Source organism: Apilactobacillus apinorum, from assembly GCF_001281175.1.
Taxonomy (GTDB): domain Bacteria; phylum Bacillota; class Bacilli; order Lactobacillales; family Lactobacillaceae; genus Apilactobacillus; species Apilactobacillus apinorum.
The window spans coordinates 310,004-331,328 of the sequence record NZ_KQ440395.1 but is presented as its reverse complement, the minus strand read 5'-3'; the positions used below and the strand labels follow the sequence as shown (position 1 = coordinate 331,328).

Here is a 21,325-nt window from a genome sequence, read left to right as displayed (position 1 = left end):
GCGACAAAAAATATAGTGACAAATAGCTTATTTTAGTTGCGCAACACCCCTTTCAAGTTACTTTTATTATAGAACCTCGTTAATAAAGTTTGGCTTATTTTGTTTCCCCTCATCTAAGTCAAAATATGCTGCAATCGCATTTCCAACTGCCCCCAATGAGCGCTTAATGCCAAGTGATTTACCGACTTCTTGGTTTGGATTAAAAACTAATAGCGGTAAGTATTCACGAGAAATCTTAATTTCCATTGATGGGTCGATTGCTTCAGACGATAAAATTAACAATAAATCTGTGTCTCGAAGTCTTTCAACAATCTTACCAATTGTTTCATCTACTTTGTTTAATTGTTCCGCATATCCAAAACAATTTCTAGCTTTTGCTAAAATGTGAACTTCTGGAACTTGGCAGTATATTAAACCATCTTTTTGTGTTCTCATTTTAGCTGATAATTCAACAAAAGCTTTACTATCACTAGGAACTTGGAGCGTTGAGATTTCGTCCTGTTTTTCTAGATAATTAGTAAAGCTTGAAATAATTGATACATCCATATTCTGTTCGGCCATTAAGTCCATTACAGAGACAGTACGGGCATCAGTAGTATAATCGAACATTTCACGATAAGTAGCACTACCCTTGTATGAAGCTACGTTAGGCACCATTTTACCAAAGAAAGCACGGGGTGCGTCATTTTGTGGAACGGTAGCTAATTCGTTGTCCCAACGAATGTTACCTAATCCTAAATCGATCAAATTAGGAACACTAAGCCCTTTGTCAGCAACATGGCCTAATGTGTCGGCACCAACAGAATTAAAACGATTAGCATCAGGAGCCTCACCAATACCTAGTGAAGCGATATCCAAAATAATCATTCGCTTGTGTGTCATTTTAGTGCCTCCTTAATTTCTTCATTAACAAAAAAGTATATCATAAACACTAATGCTGTCAATATTAAAAAAGACGAATCTAATCAACTAAGATAGATTCGTCTAATTCATGTTGCCCCTGCCAAGGAACTTCATTATATATTAAATAATTGCAAAAAAATAGAGACTGCACTATCACTAGCAAGTCCCTGCGCCCCAAAGGAAGAAAAAATGTTAAATATCCAGTAATTTGTTATTTATCCGCCTCGTAGTGTTCTTTGATACCTAAGTATCTCGGCGCATTGGATAATCAGAGTATTCTATCGCTTGGTAAATTACCTCTTCCATTGATATTTATATTACTATATTAACAATTAAATTACTTTTTTTCAATTTAAATGATTCATTTTGTAAATTTAGTCACATATTATATAATATGTATATATTTTTATCATACTTATCTCGGAGATGATTCGATGGACTTAAAAAACAAACGAATCGCCGCCTTAGGTGATTCCATTACAAGAGGATTTGATGGAACCGCAAATCTACGTTACAACTATCCCCAATATTTATCAAAGTATTATGATGCTTCAGTAGTTAACCTAGGCTTAAATGGTGCCACTATTTTTAATGATTTAGAACAACAAATTGAAAACATAAAAGATAGTCGATATGACGTAATCATTCTTATGATTGGAACTAATGATTATGGACACCTAGATGTCCCATTAATTGATATCGTATCAAAAATGACTTCGATAGTAAGACGCCTAATCAGCACACATCCATGCAGTAAAATATATGCTTCACTACCATTACCACGATACGATTCTGGTAAAAATGCAAATGATGTTGTGAGATATGCTGATTATACTTTCAATGACTTATTAGATAAATTAAGTACAATTTATTCTGCCTTTCAAATTCCATACATAGATTGGCGTCATTATCACACAGAATTTATCACTGACTTTAATTTTAAAGACATGTATCAAGATCAACACGTTCACCCAAATGCATACACTTATCGTCGTCTTGCCTTTTACATCGGTGATTTTATTCAAAATAATTAAGAATTTCTTAAGAACTCCTTCTCAATTTGGTAACTTAGCATTTACATGTTATCAATTACTGGAAAGGAGTTTTTTTATGTATAAAACTAATCTAAACCCAGCAGCTATTAAGACAATTGACGGAATTGATTGCATCGATATTGATCATCTCCCGATGAAATACGTTAATCATAAATTTAAAAGTCGCAACGTTAACTGGTCAAACTTATTAATGCTCGTCGATATATCAAGACAGTCTAAAAGATATGCCACATTAGTAATCGAAAAAAATATGAATTGCTACCAATTATACGATTCAACGACTACCATAATTAACCATCAATTAGAAAAAGAATGTTTTCTAAACGATAAGCTATGCAATAGCATTTGTAATGAACTATTGATTAGTAATAAACGACCAATCATACACTCTAAAGCATCCTTGCTACCTCTTCAATCCCGCAATAATTCAAGGTATCATTCGTGGATTAATACTAATTTAGTAGATTACACCGTTAGTGGTCGTCAGTCGAATAGTGTCTTTCTCTATACTCCCGACGAGAACATTTACATTAAAGTCAATGAACGACCATCTTATTTAAAAAAGAAATTCAGTGACATTCAAAAAATTCAGCTTTTCATACTTGATATACGTAATCATTTTAATTTAATTTCTGCTGAAGTCGGAAAATCCATTAGTAATAATCCAAGCAATGATCCTGCATGTCGTTATGGATTTACAGAGGATAATTATAAAAACGTCATTTACTATCTCTCTCAAGAAATATATTTATCTACACAACCAAATAAAAAAGATTAACCATCAACGGTTAATCTTGATTTAAAACCATATTCTAATTAATGAAATCCCAATAACTAAAATCCAACTAATAATTGTTAAAGCAAATAAAGATTTCATCGCCCAGCCAATATAATAGCTAACATTCAAACTATTTTTGCCAGGGTTAGCTTTAATTACAACGGCACCAACAGGAGTTTGGCGAACCGGAATGGTTGTCTTACCATTTAACGTTAATTGAGTGGAAGCATATGCTACCACTGGCACCTGGTAATTACGCGCTTTTTTATGAAGATTCTTCCAAGTAACCGTTAGTGATCCATCAGAATTAACAGTCTTCTTAAATCCACCCTTAATGCGGTAATTTTGTTTATCTAATTGTTGATAGGTATTTGCGTATGGATGATAATCTCCATAGTTTTTATAGTTAACTTTTTGAGTTGCTGGTAAATAATCTGGAACCACTTTACTCAAGTCATCTACTAAGGCCTTCTTATCTGATCCATAAAAATCTTGATAATACGTTCGCTTATTACGATTAACGTGACTCACCGTATGTTCAATTGGCACTTGAAAGTCATTACTTTGACGCATACTATCAACAGTAGCAATTTTAAAATTCAACACCCATATGTTTGTTCCTATCATTGTAGCTAGTAATAAAAATATGAATGCATAACGATAGTCTGGTCCTTCAAAGTGTAGCCATTTAAGTGATAGCGCCTTCTTATCATTAGTCAAAATGATTCCAAATGATAGAAAGAGCAGTACGAATGCCAATACTGCAAATCGCTTAGGGAATTGTAAGTAGGTACTTAATTCTGGAATTAAACCTTGTAAAATACGCCATGGGAATAAATTAGTTGATACCCATAAGAAGAAACCACCCACTAAAGCATATGTCTTAAGAACATAATCTAATGTATTCCACTTAATTAAGACGTACGCAATCACGTATACAAATACAATTAATTCCATTGGCTTAATAATCATCTCAAATGAATAAAGATTAAAAATAAACCCATATTGACCCATATCAACGGTCGAAAATGCCGGAATTAAATGATTATTGCTAAATACTGATAGTAAAGCACCCCAAACATTAGCGGTTAACGCTAATGTAATTAGTGCAGCAACAAATGAACTAATCACCATCTTGAATTTATCTTCGGTCTTGATCAATGCAACCGTAAAAATTGGTACTAACGCTAAAAAGCCCATCATACTAGTGATCATATGAGTCTGAACCAAAATAGCCATCGCGATTGATAATCCAATCACTGGAACTTTTAATCTTCTAAGTGTTAGTGAGATTGCAACAAACAAGTATGGTAACACAGCTGCACCCACACCTGTGAATTGTTGCGTATTAACCCATGAAATGACAGAAGAACCAATCATGTACATGACTGAGACAATTATCGCATATCCACGGATAACTTTATTGACTTTACAAACCCAATACATTCCAAAAGCCGCCACTAACATCACTAACATGACATCAATTAATTCAAAAATATACCAGTTAGGACTTACTAATAACAATGCCCCACTAATATATGCGACAAAGGGTCCATAAAGGGCGTTAACAATTCGACCAGTCTGATTAAATCCATAATTCATTTGAAAATAATTGAATTTACCAGTTCTTAATTGTTCTTCAGCATCCAGGAATCGATTAAAATGAAATAGAGAATCATGACCTAAAATCAATGAATGATTAAAAATGACCTTACTCAAGACAAGTAAGCCAACCAATACGAAAATTAGCAACGGGAATAATCGACTATTATGTATCTTACTAATGATATTAGCGTGCTTTCGTTGCAAATTAATCTCCTCCGTCCTAGATATTGTTGCATTTAGTATAACACACAAAAATTATGACTAAATAATAAAAACCCGCCAGTGGCGGGTTTTTATTTATCTTTTTCTAATTTTATAAAAAACTGCAAAAACAAAAATCATCCATGAAACCCATGTTAACACCATCAATAATCTGGTAGTAAATGAAGTCATGTATTTAATGTTAATCTTATTTTCACCCTTCTTAGCGTGCATAATAATTGCCCCTAAGTTGGTGGTTTTAACATTCTTAATGATATTACCGTTAATAGTTACTTGCGTATTAGCATACTTCGCCAATGGAACTTGAACCGTTTGGGCTTTAGTAGCCTTAAACTTCAAAGTTAATGAACCATCATTTTTAACATAATGCTTAAAGTGAATGGTCTTTAAATGATTAGTCTTAATGTATTGGTGGTAATACTTCAAGTAAGGATCAAAGGCATTATATTGTTTGAAGTTAACAATGTTCTTCTTAGCTGGCAAATAATCAGGGGTCGCCTTCAAGTAGTCATGCATTAGATATCCTAAATCATGACTTTGGGTATCCTTTTGAATCGTACGATGATGCTTCTTAGTGTAGTAATATAGCGAATTATCATTGTAATTATTGTGATGATGCTTAGTGTTCAATGCAACGTAATTTTGGCTACGTTGGTGAATAGCGTAAAAGTCTAAACCAACACTTCCAATAATCAATACACACATTGAAGCAACCATGATTAATTTACCTTTTTGATCAACATGCTTAAATTCACTGTTAACGAAACGTCCAAAGGTTAGTAATAAGAAAACAAATGCTAATACTAGAAAACGCTTAGGGAATTGTAACGTAAATGCCAGTTGAGGAATAACTTTTTGAATCACACCCCAAGGGAAATGACTCCATGCAATAATCAAGAACCCAAATCCTGTAAGTGCAGTCGTTTTTGTTAATAGATCAATTTGCTTAAAACGTCTGATAACAAAATATAGTACTACTAGGAATAGTAAAAATTCGGTTGGTTTTAAAATATTGATTAATGAATAACTGTTAAAGTTATATCCGTACGTACGAACTTCTGGTACCGGATAAACTGGTAATAACTTATTCCATAGATTTAATGTGATTAGGTTATACCAAACGTTAATGGTTAAAGCTAATGTAATTAATGCTGCAAAGATAGTGTGTAGGATTAACTTAATTCGTTGGTCTTTATCCGATTTCACCAATCCAACAATAAAGAATGGTAAAATCCCGACCATTGCAATCACACTACTCATTAAGTGAGTTTGAATTAAGATGCTCATGGTAAACGCAAAACCAATGTATGAAACATCAAACTTGCGAACCATTTGAGTGGCATAAATCATCAAAAACGGAATAATTGCTGCTCCAAGTGCAGTAAATTGTTGTGCAGTGGTCCATTGGACGATGGTAGATGAATACATGTAGATAAAGCCCATGAAAATAGCGGCTTTTCTTGATACTTCATTCACACGGCAAAGCTTGTACATACCAAGCGCCGCCCCCACTAATACAATTAAGTCGGTCAAAATTTGGAATTTAAACCAAGTTCCAGCAATCAGTAGCAAGAATCCACCTAAATATGCAACCACTGGTCCATATAAAGCACTCATAATCCGGCCAGTTTGTAAAAAGCCATAATTAGATTGAAAATAACTAATCTTATGCGTCTTTAGTTGCATGGCTGCATCATAAAAACGATTGTAGTGAAATAGTGAATCTGAACCTAAAAATGTTTGTTTTTTAATTAATGGAATTGCTACTAACAACAAGGCTAATCCAATAAAGATAATAAATGGCAACAGCCAGTTTAAAATTCGTTTTGATTTTTGCATTGTTACTCTCCTCTTTATTCAACCACGCTGGTACCAGTTAAGTAGTTGAGTTTGAAACCACTTTCAATATTTTTGATGTAAATATGAAATGAGACTGACGAACTACCAATAGATTGGGCTTGCATAACCACACCTGAAGCTAATAGATTTTTCCCATGAAATACCGGTTGTACTTGATAACGAACGTAATGACTACGGCTGCTTCTAATATATGCAGCGACTTGATTTTCATATGTACTCATTGCAGGATCGTTTAAAGATCTAGTTCCTGTGATTAGATTACGTAAGTTATTATTTTGTCCAGTGAATTGGTAACCAATTAAATGACTACGGTTATATAGCCAAGTTCCATGTGCTTTTTTATTATGCCAACCCGTTGGATCAACATATAATGGCAATCGTTTTGCTTTTGGCATTAATGAATAATTCAACATTGCATTGGCTGTAGTCGCACGATTCAACGAATCTAATTGACCATACTTGGCCCATGCCCCATGTTTTAATGATAATTCGGCTTTAGTAAAGCTTGGGCGGTTATGATTTAGTACCACCACTTGGCCTGCAGCAATAATCGATTGATTCGATTTAGCGTTAGCCTTTTGCTTAATTCGTTTAATTTTTTTACCAGTGGTCTTGGCTACGACACGGCGGCCATTACTTTCTGTCCGGCTTAATGTTAACCCGCGACTTTGTGCTTGGCTTAGTGTTTCTTTATAAACTTTTTTCGCATGACTCAATCCCCTATCATTGCGATTATAAAAGTAATGACTCCCAGTTGCAGTTGTATAAACGTATGTTTCGGCTTGCGATGTTGGATTATTACTTACAATAACACCTGTAGTAAGTGTCAGCAGAATAGTGATAAAAAATAAGTATTTACGCAATCAAGCTCACTTCTTTCTAATCTTTTAACACTATCATAGTACATAATCTCATAATATCCAATCAATTTTAAAATAAACTAAAAAAGGACCACCGCTTTGCGGTGATCCTTTTAATTTTTTATTGGAAGTAAATTGTAATTACTGGGTTGTTACCATCAATCTTAGTAGTATCGACACCAGTGTAAGTTAATGAACCCGCACCAGTTAAGCCTAAGTCAGATTGAGTAATAGTAGTGATGTTCTTGCTAGTTAATTCAGCCTTAACAACATCAGCGTTGACTGGTTGATCAACAAAGACACTCTTGTTAGCTAATAAGTCGTTAGCAATAGTAGTAAGGGTATTATTTAGACTAGTACTTGGAGTTAAAACATTATTAGTACCGTTTTGTTTTAATTGAATCGCAATACGAGTAACGTTCTTAGGTGCTAGGTTAATAATTGCTTTACCACCACTTACAATCGGACCATCGGTGTTAATTGCATTAGCATCTGTAGTGATTTGGTAACCACTTGGAATGAACTTAGCTAAAGTATCCGCATTTACTTTTGCAGTACCGTTAACTGTTAAGTCATTCTTAACACTAACAATCACAGTATTAACCGGGCTACCATTGTAGTTGAAAGTTAATGTGTATGGATCAGTTGGTGTGTTGTTCTTATCTGTGTTTGTAGTGGTTGTACTCTTCATAGTAGTTGAAATGTTCTTTGAGAAAATCCAACCATCAATGTTTTTCTTCTTATTGTCAGTTACATGGTAATAAGTCCAACCTAAAGTATTCTTTACAGCACCATCAATAGTAAAAGTATCCTTAATGTAAGTAGTCTTCTTGTGTGGAATTACTTTAGCATTAATACGACTGTAGTTAGGGAAAGTCCATAATGAGTTAGAGATTTTAATGTTAGTAGTCTTCTTTGGTAATGAAGCATAAGTCAAAGTCTTAGTTGCAACAATTCCAGTATTTCTATCAATATTGTTTAAGTCGGTTGAGATGTCATGCTTACCAACGTAAACCCATCCTCTGTACTTACCACCTAGTGTAACAATGTGAGCGTAGTATAAACCGGTATTAGTCTTGGCCATACCATACACATAGAACACATCTTTAGGTGACATTGATTTAGCAAGTTGCTTCATAGTCTTCTTTGAGGCAACCACTTTCGCACCAGATAACCGACCTGGTTTGTTAAAGACGGTCACGATTCCTGTTGATTTAGCGTAAGCAGCATTTTCAGCATAACTTACTTTGTAGTAAGAAGCAGTAGTTTTCTTAACGCGTTTGGCTGTCTTAGTAGCAACCTTGGTGTGATGTTTTGCAGCATCAGCATTAACAGTTGCAACTGATGCAAGAGCTAATACGGCGATACTAGTTAATGTAATTTTTTTAATCAATGAATGCATTGTATTGCCTCCCATAAATTTCTAATTCAAATTATAACACACTTTATCATCTTCTATCATGATTTAAAGGTTTGTAATTGTTATTTAATACAATCAGAAAACATGTCGTACTTTCTTAAAAAAGTTATAAGACAACTCAATTACTTAGACAAATGGTCTAAAAAAGTATACAGTTATAATAACGATTAAAGTATAATTAGAATTTACAGAAAGAGGGCTTAAAATGATAAGCGAAGACAATGAACGGTTTCCGTCCGGGTCCCATTTGCTTGCACAATTAAGACTGAGAAATTATTTTGCTAAGCATATCCTTGATATAATTAAAAATAGATTCTCAAACGACCCTCAATATAAGGAATTTGAAAATTTATTAAAAAAACAAAACAACTTCGAAGTGGTTAATTGCCTATACATCATCGCCCACAGATATAGAAACCAGCCTAATTTATTGGAAGAGATGATTAATATATTAACTAAAAAAGTAGGTTAGTTTCCCCGACACCCTTTTTATTTTCATTTGGTGGACTATTTTATTATTTAATAGTAAATTATGAAAGGTCGATGCATGTGGAAAATATTATTAGGGCTATTCGCCCTGGGTTTGATTTTGAGTATCATAATAGAAAAATCCGTCGGATTATACGTAATAAAGTTCAAATGCTAATGCTTCCGTTTATCAACGATCGGCATTTTAACACTTGTAATTTAGCACTAGACAAAATATATTGCTGTAATGACATGAATTATATGTTAGTAATACTAAAAAGTTCTCGATTGAACAAATTAGAATATATGATTGAATATATAGAGACTAGAGACCAACGGCGTAAGCACAGACAAATGGAACGATCATTTGGTTTTTGGCATCCATAAATAAAAAAAGAGCTAACGAATAATCGTTAGCTCTTTTCTTATGTGAATCTTATGTATAAAAAAAGATATGACCGAAGTCATATCTCTTTTATCAACAATTAACTAATATTATTTACCAGTTGAAGTTGAAGTTGAACCTGATGTAACTGCAGCAACGTTTGAGTTACTAATTGCAGTAGCAGAAGGAACAACAAAGTTTGAAGTAGTGTTTGAAGCTACCTTAGTGTAGTATACATTGATTGCTGAAGCACTTGAGAATGGAAGTACAACATCTGCACCAGTGTATTGGTTTACAAGAGCGTTGTTGTTTTGTTGAGTAGCAACAGCATCAAACTTGTAAGTAGTAGTTGAGTCACCGTTCTTAACGATGATAGTGTTGAATGCTTTACCATCAGCAAATAGTGACTTAACAACATTGTTGTAACTGAAGTTATCAGTAGCGATACCCTTTAATCCAGCAGCAACATTATCAAATGTGTAAGTACTTACAGCAGTCTTACCATCTGATAAGTATACAGTTGATAGATCTTGTTGACTAGCTGAAACAGCTGAGTTGTTAGCGTTCTTGTCGCCTTCAACAAAGAAGTTTACCTTGGCAGCATCAGCGTAAGTAGTGCTCTTAGTAACGTAAACGTTAATTGAAGCACCCTTAGTTACGATAGTGTATTGGTTAGCGTAGTTAGAAGCCCAATTGTATGAGTTTAACTTAGTATCTGCAGACTTAGCAGCTTCTACAGCAGTTTGTACTGAAGCAGCATCCCAAGCATTAGCAGTAGTTGAACCATTAATGTTAGTGTTGTATGAACCATTGTTAGGAGTTACAGTCTTTGTATCAACAACTGAGTTTGAAGCAGTGTCAACAAAGTTAACAGTAACATTCATATCACTAAATGCATCACCAGAGTTATTAACTAGGTTCTTAGCGTTAACCCAACCTTGGTTAGCAGTACCAGTTAAACCAGTGTTGATAGCGTTTTTGCTGTCATCGATTTCGTAAACGTGGAAGTAAACGTCACCGTTTGCATTAGTAACAGCATCGTCAGCTGCAAATCTAACAGTCTTGAAGTTAGTGTTACCAGCAAATTTAACTAGTTTAGCACCAAATTCTGAACCGTAAGCCTTGTCAAATAGACGAGGAGTCTTTAGGTATAGACTCTTAGCTTGGTCAGTGTTGAAGTTGTATGAAGCTTTAGCACTTGCAGTACCTTGAGCTTTTTGTACACCACCAACGTATACGTATCCACGGATCTTCTTATCAAATGATACAACTTTTAGGTACTTAGCACCCTTTGAAGTTGTAGCTTCTTGGTAAGCCATGAATTGTGCACTAACTGACTTAGTGTTAGCTAGTGAAGCCATAGTTGCCTTTGAAGCAACTACCTTAGCACCTTTAACAGTACCTGGCTTTGAGTAAACAGCGTTTTTACCAGTTGAAACATATACAACTGATTGGTCTAACTTGCTGTCAGTAGTTTTGTAAGTGACCTTTTTAGCAACCTTCTTGGTTGTGTGCTTTGCAGCATTTGCGTTAGTTGAAGTAGCTGATACAGAAGCACCTGCAACTGAAGCAAAAGTTAAAGCAGCTAATCCCAAGTAAAGTGATTTCTTTAGACTTGATTGCATTATAAATTCCTCCAATACATTTTATGTAATTTATCAAGCAAGTATAGTATATCACTTCAAGTCAAAATGTCAAAATAATTTCGCTCTTTTCCCCGAACTGAGTCTAAAACTCACATAATCTACTATGCTTATAAGAGCATTATAACTATCAATATATTATTTGGCAAGAAGTTAACAGAAATTTATCAACTTTCTGTTACATTTTTCTAATAAAACGGCTATAATCTTAAATAATCAAATCACATATCGAGTGAAAGGAGCAAACAATCATGATTTCTTTCTCATATCAAGCGTTCGTCACAGTGGTAAGCGAATCAAGTTTCCACCATGCAGCGCAAAAATTAGAAGTAACCCCTTCTGCGATTTCTCACTCTATCGATAAATTAGAAAAGCAACTGGGTTTCTCTCTACTAATTCGCGACCGTTCTGGAGTTAAACTGACTGAAGATGGTAAGGACGTCTTACCAATCATTCAAGACATCTTAAACAACGAAGAACGTTTGCAACAAGAGGCCAATAAGATTAAAGGACTTACTTCTGGAACTGTCCGCTTAGGAGCTTTCAGTAGTGTCTGCATTAATTGGATGCCTACAATAATACATAATTTCCACAATCTTTTTCCTAACGTTAAGGTAGAAGTAACGCAAAGTGATTTTAACGACATTACGTTACAAGCTCGACAGGGAAAAATTGATTTAGGATTTACTTGCCAACCAATTAATGAACGGTTAGTCAAAGCGTTACTAATTAAAGACAAGATTTATTGCATTACACCCAAAGACTTCATTCCAAAGAATGGCAAAACCATCACTCAAGACGATTTAGTCGATCAACACTTCATCTTACAAAAATCAGATTACGATGGTGATACCAAAAAAGTCTTGGACCAATACAATGTGGCACCGAACTCAATTCAATTCAGTATCGATGACCACTCCATCATTGCGATGGTAGAGGCCGGATTAGGAATGGGCATTCTCCCTAAGCTTGCCTTCCAACGTATCGGTGGTGACGTTAAGTTCTATCCTTTCGATGACGATTTCTATCGTTCAATCTTTATGGTAATGAACTCAGTTCAAATGAAAACACCAGCCGCACAAAAGATGGTGTCATGTATCCGTGAATTTATTGAAAGCAATTATCCGGATGGTTATTTAGAATAAACAAAAAGCGTCCAGTCAATGACTGAACGCTTTTTATTGTCGGGGTTTTAGTAGGGAGTGTTGTTTGTCTTAGTTAATTAAATTACTTAGCAGCAGGAGTTACGACAACACGGGTATCAAATAGTGAGCTATTTTGTGTGTCCACAATTTTGGCAGCAACCGGTGTCTTATACAAGTTACCAGCTTCGTCTTGAAAAATATTCAATGCAGATAGACGTTGCATTGCTGGCATTACTACTGAAGTATCTAGTTTGCCATCAACATAATTTAGGCTTAAAGTCTTGTTCTTACCATTTTCACTTTTGAATGTTAGTTCTAATTTTCTCATTTATCGTTCCTCCAGTTAATTATTTAGTGAATCCATCTTCATGAATTAACTTACCTGATGCAAATTCGCTTCCAGTTAATTGAGCAACAATGTCACTTAATTCAGCCATTTGATCAGCAGAGATGTTTTCTACGGCATTAGCAAAGTTACGGTTACGAACTACTTTGTCCTTACCCATAGTAGCAACTGTGATTTTTGACTTATTCCATTTTTTATTCATTGTATCAACCTCTTTTCTTAACTTAGTAAGTCGTTAGCGCTAACCCTTACACTCTTAATAACGTTATTCCATATCAAAGTGTTACCTAATTTTTAAATATTCTTTTTGGACGCCCTGTTTCCACTTATAGACCGTCTTGCGGCTAACTCGATATTTACGGGAAATGTCAGTAACGTTCATCCCCTCATTAAAGCTACTACATAAAAACTTACGTTGATCGTGGGTACAATTTAACCACAACTGATTTAACAACGCTCTGTCATTTACCTCACCAACTCCTTCACTATCATCTAATAACTCATCTTCCCACCCGTCTTGTTCGGCACTCATCATTTCAGTGTGGTTGTTTTGGCGTTGTTGTTTACGCAGTAAGTCTAATAGGTACCAATAGACCCCTTGATACAAATAACTTATCAATGAGTTATTGGTCTTTTCTTCATCATATTCAATGTATTTTTGTGCAAAACGGATAAAGCCCTCTTGAACTAAATCGTCGTATTGCGGATTATTTGGTAATATGTTGAGGCGCTTTAAAACGCCATGGACTAATCCCTGGTGATTTTCCCTCATTAAATATTCAAATCCAGGGGTTAAGTCTGGTTCGTTCATCTTAATCATTCCTTTAGTGAATTGATCAAGGGCCCTTGAACGAATATTAATGTATCAACTTCAACTAAGAAAAACACCGTGCATTATTTTCAAAAATTATGCAAAATTTGCTTCATTTGACAGAAAAAATAGTAGAATGAGGATAATTAATCCAGGAGGTTAGATTATGGAATGGAAAGTAAAAACCTTTGATCAAATCACCAGAGATGAACTTTGGGCGATCTATTACGCCCGAGTACAAACATTTGTGGTCGAACAAAAGAGACCATATCAAGAAGTCGATGATGTCGACTTTAACGCCTTACATATCTGGGCAGAAGAAGATGGAAAGTTATTAGCTTATGCCCGTGTTTTTCACGGTGAAGACCACACCACGTTCGGTCGTGTCTTAACCACCCCTGCTGCTCGTGGTAAAGGACTAGGTAAAAAGCTAATCGAAAAAGTATTAGAAGAAATCGATGAACACTTCAACCATCCCCGTGTGGAAATCGACTCCCAAGACGATAAAGAAAACTTCTATGCGAAGTTCGGCTTTAAAGCGGTCGGTGATGTTTACACCTTCCATCAAACTCCACACATCAAAATGATTTTAGAAAAATAAAAAAATGCATGTAGAAATTTTCATTCTACATGCATTTTTTAGTTGTTTTGTAAAAATTTAGTTCATTGGACGATCTGAACGTAGTAGTTCTGAACGCCATAGAGATAATAGGTATCCATAACCTTTATTATCAAATGCAATACTTTCAAATTCACGACCTGAATCGAATGTAACGTAATGAACATCTTGTGGCTTAATAGTGTCATTTCTAACTTCCTTAGCTGGAATTGAAATCAACATATCGTTAGATACTAAGTAAATTCTGTCGTTGATAGAATTGTAAGTAACGTACTGATTGAAACTAGCTGGCCACTTAATCATACCAGTTACTGGTCTGAATGATATCTTCTTGTTAGTAAAGTTACCAGTGTATAGTGTGTAAACACCGTTTGCTCCATTACGACCTGAATGAACACCGAAGTATGCATTACCCGCTTTATCGAATGTCAATGTATGCAAGGCTAAGTTTTTACCTTGGTTGTTAATCATTCTGAAACGGTATTGATGAACAGGCTTCAATGATTGAGCATCTAATTCAGTAACTTGGTTATAAAAGTCATTACCAACAATTCCTAGTTGATCATCTTGTGCTAGATAGATATGGTCATTACTTGGATTGTAAGCAAGTGTTTGACCATGACCAATATTCATTAGTGGACTAACACTTACAGATTTAGAGATTTGGTAGTATTGATTAAAGATTGGGTTGTTTTGACCAATCTTATTAATCTTAGATTGATGCTTATTGTATTGTTGGTTAAGACGACCCAATTGGTCAGTTAACAATTTAATACGACCTGATTGTTGTCTCTTAACTGCCTTATATTTATTGAATAATACTTTTTTCTTTACTTTAAGAACTTTTTTATCATTCTTTTTCTTAGCGTTCTTCAACTTTTGACTAACTTTTTGGTACTTCACTAAATTCTTATTAACGACTTTTTGAGCTTTGTTCAATGACTTCTTAACTTTTAGTAATTGCTTTTCAGTCTTATTACTATCTTGTCTAGGCTTCTTACTGTCATTAATAAACTTAGCAAACTTTAAACTATTATCACGGCCACGATCAGTGAAAGGATTGAAGAAGTTAAACACTTGAATTAATAAGTTTTGGTGATTAGTGTCATCTAATCCCATAGCTTGTAGGGCATCCATCTTTAATCGAATAATGGCACCTTGGTTAGCACCAGTTCCCATTGATTCAACAATATAGATGGAGTTATTAGCCATAATCGCACCTTGGTAGTTACCGTGTTCTTGTGGGGAAACATTAAATCCAGTTGGCAAGAACCATTTTGTTCTAAAATTAACTTTAGCAGTATTAACTGAGTCAACAGCATTTATGTAATTTGGCTTAGTAGTGTTTTTAACACGACGATAGTTTCCCCAAACAGGTGTCATATTAGGCACTTGACTATCGATTGTGTGAAATAGTTGATCGTTACGATCAGTTAATGCATTATCTGTAGTTGTAACCGGGATTGGATTCTTACCCTCATCCCATGAATGAATCCAGAAATTTTGTGAGTCTCTTTGACCATTACTTGGTGCAGATGCAGGAATCAATTCATCAGCAGCAGCATTTGCGCTAAGTGCAGCTGCTGGAATTGACACGATTAATGTTGTCACTGCAGTAAGTAACAGTGTTTTAGTCATCTTGTTCATAATTATCCCCCTTTTTAACGCAACACTTTATTTATAACCTTTTATAGAGGCATTTGCAATCTTTTTTCGACTATTTACAGTACTCTTAACTTAAATTTAATAACTCCATGTTATAATGTGGAATAACTATGGATTTATAGAAAAGGACGGTAGCAATGGCATACCAAAGAAATAATTATCGTAATGACTTTAACGATGTAGATGTTGAAGTCGGCCAACAATTTAAAATGACCATCAAGAGAATGGGCATTAACGGCGAGGGAATCGGTTTTTACGAACACAAATTAGTCTTCGTATCCGGTGCTTTTACCGATGAAAAAGTCGTCGCTGAGGTTACCAAGGTATACCCTAACTATATCAAGGCCAAGGCTGTTAAAATCAATCGCGTGTCAGAAGACCGCGTTGAACCTCGCGATAGTTACGCTGGTAACGTTGGTGGTTTCGAACTAGAAGCCCTATCATACCCAGCTCAGCTTCGTTTCAAACGAGATCTAATCAAACAAGCATTAGAAAAGTTCCAACCACAGGGTTATCAAAAAATGAAAATCCGTTCCACAATGGGAATGGAAGACCCATATGAATACCGTAATAAGGCACAATTCCCTGTCCGCATGCAAGATGGTAAGGTTATCGCTGGATTGTTTAAGGAAGGTACTCACGATTTAGTTGACTTGCCAACTTGTTCAGTCCAATACCCTGCCACTATGAAAGTAATGCGCAAGATTGTGGAATTCATTGACGAACTAGAAATTCCTGTTTTTAATGAAGAAAACAATTCCGGAATCATCAAAACGGTGATTGTCCGTGCTGCCTTAAATACTGACGACGTTCAAGTTGTGTTCGTAACTAACACGCCTAAGTTCGTTAAAAAAGGTTTCATGCTAAAGAAGATTATGTTAGAACTTCCTGAAGTAACTTCAGTGATGCAAAACATTAATCCCGGTGACTCTCCATTAATCTGGGGTGACAAAACTGTTCATTTAGCTGGTAAGGATACCATCGTGGAAAAGATTAAAGGGTTAAGCTTCGAACTTTCTGCTCGTGCTTTCCTACAATTGAATTCAATCATGCTACCTCGTTTATACGAAGTTGCCATCTCTGCATTGGAATTAACTGGTAACGAAAAGATTGTTGATGCTTATTCTGGTGTTGGAACTATTGGTTTACCACTTGCCAAGCATGCTGATGAAATTCGTGGAATGGATATCATCCCCGAAGCTGTCGAAGATGCTAACCATAACGCCATCATCAACAAGATTCGTAACGCTTATTACGAAGTCGGTAAAGCTGAAGACCTATTGCCTGAATGGTTGGAAGAAGGTTTCAAACCAGATGCCATTATCGTGGATCCACCACGTACTGGTCTAGACGACAAATTAATCGACGCTATCTTAAAGAGTGCGCCTGAAAAATTTGTCTACGTATCATGTAACCCATCCACTTTAGCTGCTGACTTAGTACCGCTAACCCGCAAGTACAAAGTTGAATGGATTCAACCAATCGACATGATGCCACAAACACCACGCTGTGAAGCAGTCGTTAAATTCACCAAAAAATAATCACAGAAAGTAGGAGTCGCAATGAATAACATGCCACACTTACCAGACTTTAAACAAAATTTCGTTTTTCTAATCAATCGTAAAAACGGACTCCGTTTTGGTCGCTTTGGTTTCTCACTACTCGCATTCTTGTTCCACTGGATTCCAGCGATTTTACGTTCTGATTATTACAACGCCGCGTGTATCGTCGGAGTAGATGCATGTATCTACATGGTTACTCACATGATCTTACAATTAGTCTTCAATGTTGATCCAAGTAGTGCAATGAACATTACTTATATGATAGGAGCCGTCTTGTGGGGTTCAATTTATAACTATATGTTCATTCGACGCATGATTAACCGTGACTTCCGTCCGGTGGATCAAAACTCACAATTGGTCTTAAAAAATCATCACATCGATGTTGAACTAACTGATATGACAGAAGACGAATTAAATAGTTTTCATAAATAAATAAATAAAAAAGCGCTAGAAGAATAAACTTCTAGCGCTTTTTTATTTTGGGGTATATTTGGGCAAAAAAAGAGCTGAGAATATAACTTCTCAGCTCCATGCACTTATGGTTTTATAGAGATTGGCTCTATAGTCGATTTGATTAAGTTGGTTTCTCATCAAAAGCCGACATAATATAATTACGCAAATTATTTTAAATATTTTCAAAAAGTGCAATTTTTTATTTAGTGACTGCCACTTGGCCTTGGCTCAATGTTGAGTTAGGGACTACTTCAGTCTTGTCACCCTTAATCTTAATCTTAAATGTTGGTGCGAATGTCGCATGACCACCGGTTTGTGATGCAATTCCAGGGACAGTCATGTAACTAGTTACTAGGAATTGATTATCCTTAGCGGAAGTCTTAGTTGGCATAATGTAGTAAGAATATGTCCAAGTACGACTATTGATATTTAATTCATGTGAGTACAATACGACTCCACTACCGTTTAATGGCTTGTACTTACCAGTTAGACTATCTGAAACAAATCCTAATAGGTAAACGCCACGTGCATCCAATGTGTTAGATGCCATGCGACTAGCACGGGTAATTGTAAACATGTAGTACTTACCATCATGCTTGATGATATCTGGACGTTCAGTTTCGTCATCAGTAGTGTTGAAAGCAACTAGTGGTTTTAGAATCTTCTTAACGGTGTAATCGTTATTCAATTCCACAATTCCAATCGCTGCGTTCATGTATTGGGCTTTAATTCCTTCACCAGTCTTCTTCATGTAGTTTTGTGAAGTAGTGATGTTAGTGATGGCTTGAGATAAATTAGTAACTTGTTGGTTCAATTGAGCTAGTTGAATGGTGTCTTCAGAACTAGTTTCCTTGATTTGATCATTAACCGCTTTAAGTGCTTTTTGGTAAGCACTAACTTGGCTCTTCAAGTTATTAGTAGTGTCAATCACAGCATTTTGTACATCGTTGTCGAACAACTTCTTTTGTTCGGCCTTTTGGAAACTCTTGCTACCACCGAAGTAAGCCATGTTAAACAGGTTATCGATTCCTTGGTAACCAGTATTGGTTCCAGTGTTAGCTTCAAAGACTAGGTATTTCTTACCGTGGTCTTCAATGTAGTGAGGATCACGAAGTGAAGTGTCATCGAATCCTTTGCTATCCGGCCATTCATTAGTGAATTGGTCAAAACTTTGGTAACTCTTGCCTTCACTTGCAAAGACTGACTTATTGTCAGTAGTCTTGGAATGATCAATGCTGACACTATTTTTATCAAATTTCAAAGTGAATTGGGCAGTACTTAAGTATTGCGCATTGTTAGAAGTTCCACCGTACAATTTACCACCAGTGTAGTTAGTGTAGAATAAACGGAAATTATTGCTGTTATCTAGTTTAACTGCTGAACCAGACCATTGTTGAGTCAACATCTTTAGGTACTTATCAGTACTCTTGACCCCTTCTAGCTTAGTCTTGGTTAATAGACCAGCGTTCTTCCATGATTCGACACCCTTGTTGTAGTCACTAACCTTTTGGTAGAAGACATAAATCTTGGCTTGACCTAGACCGACACCGACGTGACCTGATTGCCATGGGTTCATATTGGCAGCTAGTGCTAACACAATACGGTAACCATGATAAGTAGCGACAGTTCCGTCAGGATTTTGAATTGGCCAACTATCCCACACGTCCATTTGAGAACCACTGTATAAACCAGTTTGGTGAGTAGTTGGGTTTTCAATTAGTTTACCGTCACTATCACGAGCAGTTTGAACTAAACTAGTGCTTTGGGCTGATGGAATATCTTTAATACTCATCCCCACAAATGAAGGCACCGCATAAGCGGTCTTAGCTTGGTTCTTTTCCAATAATGATAGATCATAACGAGTGTAATGAGACACACCTGAATCATCAGTAAAGTTCTTCATAGTATGGAAACGACCCGCTTTAATATATCCAGTATATTGACTGAACTTAACCTTAAACATTTTATTTTTCTTACTGATAATACGCACTGGAATCCCAGCACTACTATGCTTAGCGTAATTCTTTCCAGTTCCACTTAATACATAGGCACTAATACGAGTTAGAACCTTACTATTAGGGTCAGCTTTCGCGTATAGTTTAGTATAGTTTTTGACATAACCATCGTAATTAACTGGATGGTATTTACGATATTCAGCTTCTTTTTTTTCTGCGATTTTAGCATTACGAATTGCTTGGTAATGGAAATGATGGTAGACCTTATAGCCTCCCGCCAATACCACTAGTGCCACAATGACCCCAATTAGATATTTATACTTTTTATTCATCAGACCACATTCCTATCTCTTTTGTAGTTAATCTAAACATACCATTATTACAGAATATTAAAAATAGTTTTCAATTTTTTTATAAAAAAATTATATTTTTGACATAAAAAAGCCATCTCAGCTAAGAGATGGCTTTCAAATAATTCCCATTATTTAATAACGTTCACAAATTGCTTACTTGCTGTGACATATTTACCGTTAGTTAAATGTAAACGGTAGGTGGTACCAACTTTAACGATGCTATTGAATGATAATTTCTTACCCTTTTTGATTGTATTCTTCTTGGCCTTAGCTGAGTTGTCCTTGAAAGTCTTAGTTGTGTGTTGAACTAGTGCTTTCTTAGCAACAGCAACGTGGTTACCCTTTTTAACAGTAGTGTAGTAGGCACTGTTGTTAGTCTTAGCAGGTGTTTTCACGTTAATTACTGCAGCACGCATTGCTTTGTATTGAGCAGCGCTACCATTGTCAGCTAACTTAGTGTGGTATGCAGAAATGTAGTAAAAACCAGTATCAGTTTGTACAGCATATCTTAATTTGTTATTTTCTTTAACTACTTTGACAACGTTGAAAGTGTCACCATTGTTGTAGGCAGAGATTTGTTTGTCAGCTGATAATGATGAATCGGTGTAAACCACACCATCATGAGTGGCAATCACTGTGAAGAACTTGTTATTAGCAATTGCTACCATTCCTTCTCTAACAGCAGTGTCTTTAGCATCAGCTAATTTTGTGTAATATGCAGAGATGAAAAACTTACCATTTGGAGTTAGGACTTCGTATCTTAACTTGTTACCGTCTTTTTGCACACCAACGACAGTTAATTTATCACCCTTATCATATGCCCCGGCTTGATCACCCTTTAAAGTTGCATCTTGGTATTGAAATCCAGAATGGGTTGCGATAACAGTAAAACTAATACCGGAATAGTCAGCATCATTGTTGTTAGAAGTGTTGTTTAAATTCTGACTTGCACTAGTATTATTAGTATTTGTAGAAGTAGTGGTGGTTGAATTATTACCACCTGCTAATTTTTCAGCAGCAGCGATTTGACTTGCGCTTGCATTATTAAATATATCTGCATGTGCAGCAATGTTGCTACCAGCAGTAGCAAATATCAACGCTGTAACAGCAAAAAATGTATATTGTGTAACTTTTTTCATGTTGTTCATCTCCAAAATATGTAATGAATTGATTCTATCATTTTATATCATAAATGCGCAAATTTTATCCTCTAAACA

Annotated in this window: 19 protein-coding genes; 7 read left to right on the top strand and 12 right to left on the bottom strand. The window is 35.5% G+C overall.

What is annotated here, in order from left to right; genetic code table 11:
* Positions 1–66: 66 nt before the first annotated feature.
* Positions 67–882 (bottom strand): hypothetical protein, encoded by an 816-nt coding sequence (locus RZ74_RS01170; protein ID WP_053949631.1) that lies wholly within the window; start codon positions 880–882, stop codon positions 67–69.
* 455 nt (positions 883–1,337) lie between these two features.
* Between RZ74_RS01170 and RZ74_RS01165 the strand changes: the two genes are divergently transcribed.
* Together RZ74_RS01165 and RZ74_RS01160 are read left to right on the top strand one after the other, a co-directional pair.
* Positions 1,338–1,937, top strand: a complete 600-nt coding sequence (locus tag RZ74_RS01165; RefSeq protein ID WP_053949630.1) for an SGNH/GDSL hydrolase family protein — start codon at positions 1,338–1,340, stop codon at positions 1,935–1,937.
* Positions 1,938–2,013: 76 nt separating this feature from the next.
* Positions 2,014–2,736: a hypothetical protein gene (locus tag RZ74_RS01160; RefSeq protein ID WP_053949629.1), complete on the top strand. Its 723-nt coding sequence runs from the start codon at positions 2,014–2,016 to the stop codon at positions 2,734–2,736.
* Between the two features lie 21 nt (positions 2,737–2,757).
* Here the strand turns inward: RZ74_RS01160 and RZ74_RS01155 are convergent, their stop codons facing one another.
* The 4 genes from RZ74_RS01155 to RZ74_RS01140 form a co-directional block, all read right to left on the bottom strand.
* Positions 2,758–4,545, bottom strand: a complete 1,788-nt coding sequence (locus RZ74_RS01155) for a hypothetical protein (protein WP_053949628.1) — start codon at positions 4,543–4,545, stop codon at positions 2,758–2,760.
* A 93-nt stretch (positions 4,546–4,638) separates the two neighbouring features.
* Positions 4,639–6,402 carry a hypothetical protein gene (locus RZ74_RS01150; protein ID WP_053949627.1) on the bottom strand — a complete coding sequence of 588 codons (1,764 nt, stop codon included), beginning with the start codon at positions 6,400–6,402 and terminating at the stop codon, positions 4,639–4,641.
* A 14-nt stretch (positions 6,403–6,416) separates the two neighbouring features.
* A complete protein-coding gene (locus RZ74_RS01145; protein WP_053949626.1) occupies positions 6,417–7,286 on the bottom strand; it encodes a DNA/RNA non-specific endonuclease in 870 nt (289 codons plus the stop codon).
* 118 nt (positions 7,287–7,404) lie between these two features.
* A complete protein-coding gene (locus RZ74_RS01140; protein ID WP_053949625.1) occupies positions 7,405–8,685 on the bottom strand; it encodes a hypothetical protein in 1,281 nt (426 codons plus the stop codon).
* 223 nt (positions 8,686–8,908) lie between these two features.
* Between RZ74_RS01140 and RZ74_RS01135 the strand changes: the two genes are divergently transcribed.
* Positions 8,909–9,175, top strand: a complete 267-nt coding sequence (locus RZ74_RS01135) for a hypothetical protein (protein WP_053949624.1) — start codon at positions 8,909–8,911, stop codon at positions 9,173–9,175.
* Between the two features lie 491 nt (positions 9,176–9,666).
* On the opposite strand, the gene RZ74_RS01130 is transcribed toward RZ74_RS01135, so the two are convergent.
* Positions 9,667–11,181, bottom strand: coding sequence for a hypothetical protein (locus RZ74_RS01130; RefSeq protein ID WP_053949623.1), 1,515 nt, complete (start codon positions 11,179–11,181; stop codon positions 9,667–9,669).
* A 269-nt stretch (positions 11,182–11,450) separates the two neighbouring features.
* On the opposite strand from RZ74_RS01130, the gene RZ74_RS01125 reads away from it, so the two are divergent.
* Positions 11,451–12,344 carry a LysR family transcriptional regulator gene (locus RZ74_RS01125; protein ID WP_053949622.1) on the top strand — a complete coding sequence of 298 codons (894 nt, stop codon included), beginning with the start codon at positions 11,451–11,453 and terminating at the stop codon, positions 12,342–12,344.
* Positions 12,345–12,426: 82 nt separating this feature from the next.
* Here RZ74_RS01125 and RZ74_RS01120 read toward each other — a convergent pair whose 3' ends face one another.
* The 3 genes from RZ74_RS01120 to RZ74_RS01110 all read right to left on the bottom strand — a co-directional run bounded on the left by RZ74_RS01120 (position 12,427) and on the right by RZ74_RS01110 (position 13,501).
* A complete protein-coding gene (locus RZ74_RS01120; protein ID WP_053949621.1) occupies positions 12,427–12,672 on the bottom strand; it encodes a DUF2922 domain-containing protein in 246 nt (81 codons plus the stop codon).
* A gap of 19 nt (positions 12,673–12,691) precedes the next feature.
* A complete protein-coding gene (locus RZ74_RS01115; protein ID WP_053949620.1) occupies positions 12,692–12,892 on the bottom strand; it encodes a hypothetical protein in 201 nt (66 codons plus the stop codon).
* Positions 12,893–12,973: 81 nt separating this feature from the next.
* Positions 12,974–13,501: a sigma-70 family RNA polymerase sigma factor gene (locus RZ74_RS01110; protein ID WP_053949619.1), complete on the bottom strand. Its 528-nt coding sequence runs from the start codon at positions 13,499–13,501 to the stop codon at positions 12,974–12,976.
* Positions 13,502–13,667: 166 nt separating this feature from the next.
* Between RZ74_RS01110 and RZ74_RS01105 the strand changes: the two genes are divergently transcribed.
* Positions 13,668–14,102 (top strand): GNAT family N-acetyltransferase, encoded by a 435-nt coding sequence (locus RZ74_RS01105; RefSeq protein WP_053949618.1) that lies wholly within the window; start codon positions 13,668–13,670, stop codon positions 14,100–14,102.
* A 57-nt stretch (positions 14,103–14,159) separates the two neighbouring features.
* On the opposite strand, the gene RZ74_RS01100 is transcribed toward RZ74_RS01105, so the two are convergent.
* Positions 14,160–15,767, bottom strand: a complete 1,608-nt coding sequence (locus tag RZ74_RS01100) for a hypothetical protein (protein WP_053949617.1) — start codon at positions 15,765–15,767, stop codon at positions 14,160–14,162.
* A 155-nt stretch (positions 15,768–15,922) separates the two neighbouring features.
* Here RZ74_RS01100 and rlmD point away from each other — a divergent pair, with 155 nt between their 5' ends.
* Both rlmD and RZ74_RS01090 read left to right on the top strand, forming a co-directional pair.
* Positions 15,923–17,326: a 23S rRNA (uracil(1939)-C(5))-methyltransferase RlmD gene (gene rlmD, locus RZ74_RS01095; RefSeq protein WP_053949616.1), complete on the top strand. Its 1,404-nt coding sequence runs from the start codon at positions 15,923–15,925 to the stop codon at positions 17,324–17,326.
* A gap of 21 nt (positions 17,327–17,347) precedes the next feature.
* On the top strand, positions 17,348–17,779 hold the full coding sequence (locus RZ74_RS01090; protein ID WP_053949615.1) for a hypothetical protein: 432 nt from the start codon (positions 17,348–17,350) through the stop codon (positions 17,777–17,779).
* Positions 17,780–17,999: 220 nt separating this feature from the next.
* Here RZ74_RS01090 and RZ74_RS01085 read toward each other — a convergent pair whose 3' ends face one another.
* Positions 18,000–20,087 (bottom strand): glycoside hydrolase family 68 protein, encoded by a 2,088-nt coding sequence (locus tag RZ74_RS01085; protein ID WP_053949614.1) that lies wholly within the window; start codon positions 20,085–20,087, stop codon positions 18,000–18,002.
* Positions 20,088–20,236: 149 nt separating this feature from the next.
* Positions 20,237–21,247, bottom strand: coding sequence for a DUF5776 domain-containing protein (locus tag RZ74_RS01080; RefSeq protein WP_053949613.1), 1,011 nt, complete (start codon positions 21,245–21,247; stop codon positions 20,237–20,239).
* Between the last annotated feature and the right edge of the window lie 78 nt (positions 21,248–21,325).